Raw genomic sequence first — 7,907 nt, 5'->3', positions numbered from 1 at the left:
GTTGTTCGGTTTATTCGTTCCCCTTCTCATTGTCGTCATTGACTTCGCCCAGCACGGTGCCTTTCTTGTCGCCATGCTTTCTGGCGTTGTCACTGGATTTTTCTGACTCGGGACGACCCTTCCTGCCTTGCTTCTCGGTATCGTCATTGATCTCTCTTAACACGGTCTCGGACTCGTCGTCAGGATTCTCGCTTTTGTCCCTGGTCTCGTTTGCATGGTCTTCGGTCTGATTCCTGTTCATGAGTTGCTCTCCTGATAGCTGTTCCGTTTGAGTTCTGCCTCTTGCCCTGAACTCATAGAGATGCAGGGTGAGGCTCCCAAAGTACTTGAAGCTCGAGGTCAGGTCCGTGCGTTGTCTAACTTAGCTGATTTAAGCGTCCTGTGTGCGCTTCCGCACAGACTGCTGACCGGTGAGTCAATGATTCTGAAGATGTGGGTTCGCGTCGGTTGATTGCCGTAGTATCCGTCGCGCCACAATCCGCGCCAGGCATGTATTGGCGCACTACAGATATGCAATCTGAACAATGAAAGCAAGGAGCTTCCCATGATCAGAGCCAACACTGCGGCAATCACCTTTTGTGTTCTCGGTGCACTGCCCCTGGCAGTAGCCGCACAGTCCCCGGAATTCGGCCCCCAAGAGGGCGAACGGGAATTCTCCCTATCCGGCACCGGCAGTAGCGACCGGGATTTCAACAGCAGCAGCATCGGGCTAACCGGCGATCTTGGTTGGTATCTGCGGGACAAAACGGTTGCCGGTATCCGGCAAAGCATCAATTACGCTGATATCGAAGGCGAAGGGGTTACGGACGATTTCTGGAACGGTTCAACCCGTGGCTACCTCAACCATCATTTCCTTGAAAATCGTGCGCGGCCCTTCGTCGGTGCCAGCCTCGGCGGAATCTACGGGGACGGAGTCAAGGACAGCGCCTTCGCCGGCCTGGAAACAGGCATAAAGTACTACGTTCGGTCAAAGACCTTTATCCTCGGGCGCGTTGAGTATCAGTTCCTGTTCAGCGACTCCGATGATGCTACCGATGCGTTCCAGGACGACGGAATCTGGGCTTATACCGTGGGCCTGGGTTACCACTTCTGAAGCGCGTCAAAGCGCTGAGTTGAAGAGATGGGTATCGGGGCCATCGGCAAGTTGACTGCCTTTGGCTCCACGCCCATAGAGTCGACGGATGCCACTCAAATCTCCGGGCTGTAGCCCGGGGAAGGCCTCGGTGTAGCGAAACCCCATCACCTGCCCGGATGGACCTGGATGGTCCAGGCCGATGGCGTGGCCGATCTCATGAATCAGCGTGTAGCGGATGTCATAGACTTCTTTGTCGCCACCGAACCCGACTTTCCACTTCTGCTCGGGGTTGAGGCATACCAGCGACTTTTCGATGGCGCGCACACCTTCGTTCTCATCGGGTGCGTAGGCTACGTTGGCAAATGCCCGCCGGCGGGGCTGACCTTGCGCACCGAGAACAATATCCGCATCCCGGGCGTCAGCAATCCGGTGGAATGAAAGGTCAGCAGCTCGTTCCCAGACCCGAAATGCCGCCGCTGTCTCGCGCTCCAGTGCCTCGAAGGAAAGCTCCTGCCCGGAGAGCAGTTTCATCGGCGCCAGGATGCCACAGTTGCGCGCATCCTCGAACCGCATTGTTTCGTTAGCGAAGGCATAGCTTATGCTCGCCCCGGCCCCCAGTATCTGCTCGCCCCATTTGACCTTGTAACCGTCCAGCTCAAGCAGTCGATACCCGGCTTTTGTGTCTCCGGCAAGCAATGGCAGCGACAGTGGCAGGAAGGCAGCCAGTATCAGCGCTTTTATAATCTGTCCGCACCACAAGGGGCGTTCCCAAGGTATCAATACTCGAATCATTGCGAGAGAGTACTGGCAACCTCAGAAGATGTCGGTTGTAGTTTGGTAAGAGAATGTTTATCGGGATACGATCATGCCAGACGCGCAAAGGCAAACAGCACGCGCGGCCCGTACTGCGAGTGGTGACCAAACAGCGGCAGCCCGTCACTGGTTTCAGCAAACGTGCCTGCCCAGGCAAAGGCCGGTTCCGCCTGCAGGTGAGGGAATAACCGGGAAACCTTGTGCTGCAGAGTCGCACATTACAACTGAGGTCAGTATTCAGTTGCGGGAAGGCATACACCAGGCCATTTATGACGGTCCAGAACGGGTATCCGCTTTTCAGGTCCATCTGTCACTCCTCACGAATCAGGTATGGCGTATGTGGCCGTCCCCAAGCGACGATTTTCTCCATTACGGCTTCAAGGTGAACCATCACCTCGTGGGCGGTTGACGTGTCGGTGCGCTATCACACCGAATGGAAAACCGAGTCGGAGGACCGGGGCAGGTCCGGTTCGCCGCAAGGGTTCGGTACCGAACAGACAGCTCACCTCAGCGCCCTGAAAATCCATCAAGGCTAGCGGTTCGAGCGGTATCTCGATTGCCCACATTCCCCACCTTCAAGGAAAGAATCATGGCCACGAAAAAGGAATCGGCTATATCGTCAAATGACGGCGTGCTCAGAACCAACGACGTAGTTGCGAAGCACGCCCGCGGCTCGCCATCCTTTACAGCACGTTCACCGATGCGGGCGCTGCGGTTGATTTTGTGGGTCCACGGGTCGGCCTGTTCACCGGCGACTCAGGCGAACAATATAAAAGCGGACAAAACGATGGAGGACGCCCCGGGCCTCCTTCTGGCAGAAAGCGCCGATGCAGGTGAGATCGCGTCCGCCTTTATCACTGCGGTTGCGGCCCATCGCCATTTTGACTCTGACAGGGTTCCTTCAACTTGATGAAGCGACAAAGCACCGGGGATATCCGCAAGCAGGCCTCAGGATGTTGAGCACGGACAGCGTTCGTTTTTTCATCAGTCGGCTTAAAGAGCGCTTGTGGGTCAAACCACTGATACTGTGCGTGCTTTCTATCGGTGGCACGTTTATCGGCAGGCTGGCTGACGATATGGGGCTTTCCAGCGTATTGCCCGAGGTCACGCTGGATTCCGTCGAGGCCCTGCTGTCCGTTATGGCTTCCAGCATGCTGGTCATTGCGACGTTTGCAGTGGGCTCAATGGTTGCCGCTTATGCGTCCGCCAGTGCCGGCGCGACGCCTCGCTCCATTCCCCTGGTAATCGCTGATGACGTTACCCAGAACGCATTGTCTGCGTTTATCGGCGCGTTCATCTTCAGCATTGTTTCCCTGGTCGCGGTCCAGAATGACCTGTTTGCCTCTGCGGGCCTGTTTGGAATGTTCGTGCTCACCCTTCTGGTGTTCGCCATTGTGGTGATCACCTTCGTTCGCTGGGTGGACAGAATCGCCCGACTGGGCCGGGTGGTGAATATCATTGAGAAAGCAGAAAAGGCAGCCGGTGATGCTCTGGGTCGGCGCCGCCATGCGCCCACGCTGGGGGCTTTGGCCGTCTCCCCGCACCAGACCGACGGCGAGGGAGTTTCCGTATGCCCATCGACAGTTGGCTATGTCCAGCACATTGATCTGGAGAGGTTGCAATCCAGCGCTGAAGCGCTCAATTGCCGAGTGGTGGTGACCGCGCTGCCAGGTACCTTCGTGACGATACGCAGGCCGTTGCTTCGTATTGTGGAGGATATCGAAGGGCGCGAGGCGTTTGAGCCAGAAGATTTTTCCAGTGCCTTCACGATCAGTTCGAATCGAACCTTCGAAGATGATCCCCGCTTCGGGCTTCTTGCCTTGTCCGAGATCGCTGACAAGGCGCTGTCACCTGGTATCAATGACCCGGGAACCGCGATCAATGTTATTGGTACGCTGGTACGGCTGTTTACGCTTTGGCAATCCCCGCTTGAAAAGGACAGATTGCGGGCGATCACCTATGACCGTGTATCGGTTCCGGAGCTGGTTGTCGACGACCTGTTCGACGATGCCTTTACGGCAATTGCCCGTGACGGTGCGGGCATGGTTGAGGTTTCCATCCGACTGCAAAAAGCATTCTATGCGTTGGCTGAAACAGATAACCCTGCGATGGTTGCCACCGCCAAAAAACATTCACGAATGGCACTGGCGCGCTCGGAGCGCGCCATGGTGGTTCAGGACGATATCGATGCGGTGCGCAGGACTGCTGAATTTTCAGCACTGTAAATTCAGGACGGATGCCTGTCCGTTTTCTCGAGTGTATCGTAGAAATACATCCGGTTCGCGCCGGATTTTTTGGCGTTGTACATGGCCTGATCCGCCGCTTGTACCAGATCGAGAGGCGATGATGCATCCCTGGGGTAGAACGCGATTCCGACGCTGGCAGAAATCTGGACTGGCTGTTGTGTGGTCTGAAAGGGTTTAGCGAGTGCATCAATAATGCTCTGGGCCACAAGCTCAACATCCTCACGGCGTTTTGTAGCAGCGAGAATTACGGTGAATTCATCGCCACCCAGGCGGGCAACCGTATCGTCCTCCCGGACGCAATTAGCAAGGCGCTCAGCCACCGCACACAGAACAAGGTCTCCCGCTTCATGGCCAAGGGAATCGTTGACTTCCTTGAAGCCATCAAGATCCATAAAAAGCAGGGCCAGCGGCAGGCTGTTTCGGTTCGCATGCTTGACCTCCTGCTCCAGACGATCCAGGAACAGGCGCCGGTTCGGCAGTCCGGTCAGAGCATCATGGTGGGCGTTATGCCATATTTTTTCCTCGGCAAGCGCCTGCTCGGTAACATCCCGGAAAATGCAGACTGTCGCTTCGGTGTGCTGATGCTCGTCCAGCACTGGTGCAAGCAGATAATCGAATCTTTCACCCTGGCAAGAAGCAAAGGTGTGGATTAACTTGCCCCGGAACGTTGCCTGCTCGGAAATAACCTTTTCCTGGTTGCGCTTGAAGTCGGAGGCGAATGGAAACCCGAGGTCAAAGTTGGACTTTCCGATAACCGCCTCGGGCTCCAGGGCGAAGAGATCGGCGGTGGCCTTGTTTGCATAGATAATTCGGCCCTGGAGATCCAGCACGTAAATCGGATCCGGCGATGCCACCAGAATAGCGCCGAACAGTCGGGTTTCCATTTCTTTTACAGTGGCATAATGCTCCAGCGATTCCGCAACGGCCTGGTCTATAGCCTCATGGAATCGGGTAAGGTCGTCAAGCTGTGGTCCGGTCACCGTTGGGTGAGCTTTTGTCCAAAGGTGCACCACGCTCGCACGTAGCGCCCGAAACTCGGAAGCGGTCTCCATGACACTGAAGCCGCTGGTGTGTCGGTCGCCACCATGAATTTCAGCCCAGGACTCTCCACCGCTTGCCGGCCCACGGCCTTTCGATTTGGCGGCCTGTTCGGTCTCGCTCTGCTGTGAATCGAGATCGTCGGCAATTACCAGTAGCATGTCGCGGGCGTGGTCGCGCAGACTGCTTTTGTCCATGTGACCGGCATGAAAGATGCCTTTGGCAAATTCTTCCCAATTCGCCAGTATTGCCCCAATTTCGGCACGAATAAAATCAGCTAGTCGCATATTTGTCTGCATGTATTTGCCTGGCACGCAGATCGACCCGGCGGCCCATGGAAACGGCAGAGGCTTTCGCCCCTGCCGCTCAGTCATTCCACCCTGATGTTAGAGGGTGGTGCTGGCTTTCAATTATCCTGCTTTTCAAAACCCGGCGCTGACTCAAGCTCGTCACGAGTGACGTCAACCCGCAGGTCCCGATCATCGGCATTGCTTGACGTCTGTACTTTATCCCAGGAAATGGCGACATGTTTCTCGCCCATGCCCAGGAAGCCGCCAACACTGACTACAACCGCCATGACCTTGCCATCCTGGTCAATAATCAGATCACCGATCTCGCCCACGCTCTCGTCACCGCTGGTTTTGAGATCCGTGCCGATCAAGTCGCTCGCCTGCATGCCGTTAGGCGGGGCAGAGCCCAGGTAACTCTGGTTTTTCATGCCAGACTGGTCGCTTTGAGCAGTCTTGTTGCTGGACTCCATGGCGTCCTGATTTTGCTGAGAGCTCTGCTTTTCGCGGTCAGCATCCTGGCCCATGCTCTGCTCACCCAAATCTTCATTCTCGCTACTGGCTTGTGCGGCGAGCACAGCACCGGAACCCAGGGTTATGGCCGGAGCGACCAATGCATAAAACGCAAGTGAATGTAACTTTTTCATAGGATTCTCCTTCGAATCAATTGTGTTAGGCGGACGAAACATCCTGTCCAACCGCTTCATCACAGCTTCTCTCCCTGGCGTCATTGCCCTGAAGGAGACTGAATCGCCATAACCTATGGAATTCAGGATGAGGTTGCACAGTACGCCCGAGGAATTGGTCCGTCGGTTCGCTGGCGCACCAAATGCAATCACAAAGATCGAACACAATTTTGATCGGCAGCGGCTTTGCGCGCTTGTACCTGAATAGCAGTCAGGAGAAAATCGTCACCGATACAAAACAGGCAGGAAATCATGATTGGCAGTGGAGAAGACGAAGCGTGGATGAGCAGGGCCCTGCAGTTGGCGGGGCAGGCCGCGACCGCCGGGGAGGTTCCGGTTGGGGCTGTGGTGGTGCTTGACGGTAAGGAAATCGGAGCTGGTTTCAACGCCCCGATCAGCGGGTGCGACCCTACTGCCCACGCCGAAATCCGGGCGCTGCGGGATGCCGCCAGCCGCTTGGGAAATTACCGATTGCCCGGTGCGACGCTTTACGTCACTCTTGAGCCTTGTACTATGTGCGTCGGCGCTGTCGTACACAGTCGCGTCAGCCGTCTTGTTTATGGTGCGGCCGAGCCGAAAGCCGGTGCAGTGGAATCGGCCCGACGAACGCTGGAAGAGGAACATCTGAACTGGCGCGTGGAATCCGTCGGCGGCGTTCTGGCCCGGCAGTGCAGTGGTATCATCAGTGATTTTTTCGCACGGCGGCGGACCGAAAGTCGCCGTCGGAGGCAATTGTTTTCAGGGAAGGAGTAATTACCGATCATGAAAGTTCTGGTAACCGGCGGAGCCGGCTATATAGGCAGTCACGTAGTCAGGCAGTTGGGCGAAGCCGGCCACGACATCATAGTTTTCGATAACCTGTCTACCGGGTATCGTTGGGCCGTTACCTGTGGTGAGCTGGTGGTGGGTGACCTTGCAGACGAAGCTGCCGTCGCCGAGCTGTTCAGCCAGCATCGCTTCGAAGCCGTTCTGCATTTTGCGGCCAATATCGTCGTGCCGGAGTCGGTTGAAAACCCCCTCAAGTACTACAGCAACAATACCCGTAACACACTGAACCTGCTGAAGGCGGTTGAGCAGCACCAGATTCCTTACATGGTGTTTTCATCCACCGCGGCGGTCTATGGCATGCCGGAAGAAACCGTACTGACGGAAGATCTCCCCCTGGCGCCGATCAATCCCTATGGCGCATCCAAAATGATGAGCGAGCGGATGATCATGGATCTGGCGGCTGCATCGTCCCTGAATTACGTTATTCTGCGCTATTTTAACGTGGCAGGGGCCAATCCTGAGGGATTGCTGGGCCAGGCAACGCCTGAGGCCACCCATCTTATCAAGGTGGCCTGCGAGTGTGTGACCGGCAAACGTGATGGCATGAGTGTGTTCGGCACCGATTACGACACCCGCGACGGCACCTGCATCCGCGATTACATCCATGTGGAAGACCTGGCCAAGGCTCACGTGATGGCACTTGATTATATGGCAAGTGGCGGCGAGTCGCGGGTGCTCAACTGCGGTTACGGGCGTGGATTTACCGTGCGTGAAGTTATCGACGTGGTCAAGCGCAAGTCAGGTAACGACTTCCCCGTGAAGGAAACCGGCCGTCGGGCAGGGGATCCTGCCGCGCTGATGGCTGACAATTCGCGAATCAAAAAAGTACTTGGCTGGCAGCCGGATTACGACGACCTGGATACCATTGTCGGCACGGCGCTGGCCTGGGAAAAAATCTGGCAGCAAAAACAGGGCTGACATAGCCCATCCAACG

9 protein-coding genes are annotated in these 7,907 nt (G+C 56.3%); 5 read left to right on the top strand and 4 right to left on the bottom strand.

The genetic code is table 11. The features are described from left to right. Nucleotides 1-10 precede the first annotated feature (10 nt). A complete protein-coding gene (locus FDP08_RS04015) occupies nucleotides 11-241 on the bottom strand; it encodes a hypothetical protein (protein ID WP_137434731.1) in 231 nt (76 codons plus the stop codon). Nucleotides 242-544: 303 nt separating this feature from the next. Between FDP08_RS04015 and FDP08_RS04010 the strand changes: the two genes are divergently transcribed. Then, entirely contained in the window at nucleotides 545-1,093 is a 549-nt protein-coding gene (locus FDP08_RS04010; RefSeq protein ID WP_137434730.1) for an outer membrane beta-barrel protein, read from the top strand. A 6-nt stretch (nucleotides 1,094-1,099) separates the two neighbouring features. Here the strand turns inward: FDP08_RS04010 and FDP08_RS04005 are convergent, their stop codons facing one another. Next, nucleotides 1,100-1,855, bottom strand: a complete 756-nt coding sequence (locus FDP08_RS04005; RefSeq protein ID WP_206077267.1) for a matrixin family metalloprotease — start codon at nucleotides 1,853-1,855, stop codon at nucleotides 1,100-1,102. A gap of 622 nt (nucleotides 1,856-2,477) precedes the next feature. On the opposite strand from FDP08_RS04005, the gene FDP08_RS03995 reads away from it, so the two are divergent. Beyond that, nucleotides 2,478-2,798: a hypothetical protein gene (locus FDP08_RS03995; protein WP_137434729.1), complete on the top strand. Its 321-nt coding sequence runs from the start codon at nucleotides 2,478-2,480 to the stop codon at nucleotides 2,796-2,798. Between the two features lie 43 nt (nucleotides 2,799-2,841). Beyond that, entirely contained in the window at nucleotides 2,842-4,113 is a 1,272-nt protein-coding gene (locus tag FDP08_RS03990; protein ID WP_137434728.1) for a DUF2254 domain-containing protein, read from the top strand. A 2-nt stretch (nucleotides 4,114-4,115) separates the two neighbouring features. On the opposite strand, the gene FDP08_RS03985 is transcribed toward FDP08_RS03990, so the two are convergent. Then, complete coding sequence (locus tag FDP08_RS03985) at nucleotides 4,116-5,459, bottom strand: diguanylate cyclase domain-containing protein (RefSeq protein ID WP_137434727.1); 1,344 nt, start codon at nucleotides 5,457-5,459, stop codon at nucleotides 4,116-4,118. Between the two features lie 119 nt (nucleotides 5,460-5,578). After that, nucleotides 5,579-6,106 (bottom strand): PRC-barrel domain-containing protein, encoded by a 528-nt coding sequence (locus tag FDP08_RS03980; protein WP_137434726.1) that lies wholly within the window; start codon nucleotides 6,104-6,106, stop codon nucleotides 5,579-5,581. A 291-nt stretch (nucleotides 6,107-6,397) separates the two neighbouring features. On the opposite strand from FDP08_RS03980, the gene tadA reads away from it, so the two are divergent. Both tadA and galE read left to right on the top strand, forming a co-directional pair. Next, the gene (gene tadA, locus FDP08_RS03975) at nucleotides 6,398-6,898 is read left to right on the top strand and encodes a tRNA adenosine(34) deaminase TadA (RefSeq protein ID WP_137434725.1); all 501 of its coding nucleotides are present in this window, start codon (nucleotides 6,398-6,400) and stop codon (nucleotides 6,896-6,898) included. Nucleotides 6,899-6,907: 9 nt separating this feature from the next. Beyond that, complete coding sequence (gene galE / locus FDP08_RS03970) at nucleotides 6,908-7,891, top strand: UDP-glucose 4-epimerase GalE (protein WP_137434724.1); 984 nt, start codon at nucleotides 6,908-6,910, stop codon at nucleotides 7,889-7,891. Nucleotides 7,892-7,907: the final 16 nt, after the last annotated feature.

Source organism: Marinobacter panjinensis (assembly GCF_005298175.1).
Lineage (GTDB): Bacteria > Pseudomonadota > Gammaproteobacteria > Pseudomonadales > Oleiphilaceae > Marinobacter > Marinobacter panjinensis.
This window is presented reverse-complemented; position numbering and strand designations above follow the sequence as displayed.

Excerpts from the sequence above, each read along its gene's own strand:
- FDP08_RS04015 (WP_137434731.1), bottom strand. The coding sequence starts at position 241 with ATGAACAGGAATCAGACCGAAGACCATGCAAACGAGACCAGGGACAAA.
- FDP08_RS04010 (WP_137434730.1), top strand. The coding sequence starts at position 545 with ATGATCAGAGCCAACACTGCGGCAATCACCTTTTGTGTTCTCGGTGCA.
- FDP08_RS03995 (WP_137434729.1), top strand. The coding sequence starts at position 2,478 with ATGGCCACGAAAAAGGAATCGGCTATATCGTCAAATGACGGCGTGCTC.
- FDP08_RS03990 (WP_137434728.1), top strand. The coding sequence starts at position 2,842 with ATGTTGAGCACGGACAGCGTTCGTTTTTTCATCAGTCGGCTTAAAGAG.
- FDP08_RS03985 (WP_137434727.1), bottom strand. The coding sequence starts at position 5,459 with ATGCGACTAGCTGATTTTATTCGTGCCGAAATTGGGGCAATACTGGCG.
- FDP08_RS03980 (WP_137434726.1), bottom strand. The coding sequence starts at position 6,106 with ATGAAAAAGTTACATTCACTTGCGTTTTATGCATTGGTCGCTCCGGCC.
- tadA (WP_137434725.1), top strand. The coding sequence starts at position 6,398 with ATGATTGGCAGTGGAGAAGACGAAGCGTGGATGAGCAGGGCCCTGCAG.
- galE (WP_137434724.1), top strand. The coding sequence starts at position 6,908 with ATGAAAGTTCTGGTAACCGGCGGAGCCGGCTATATAGGCAGTCACGTA.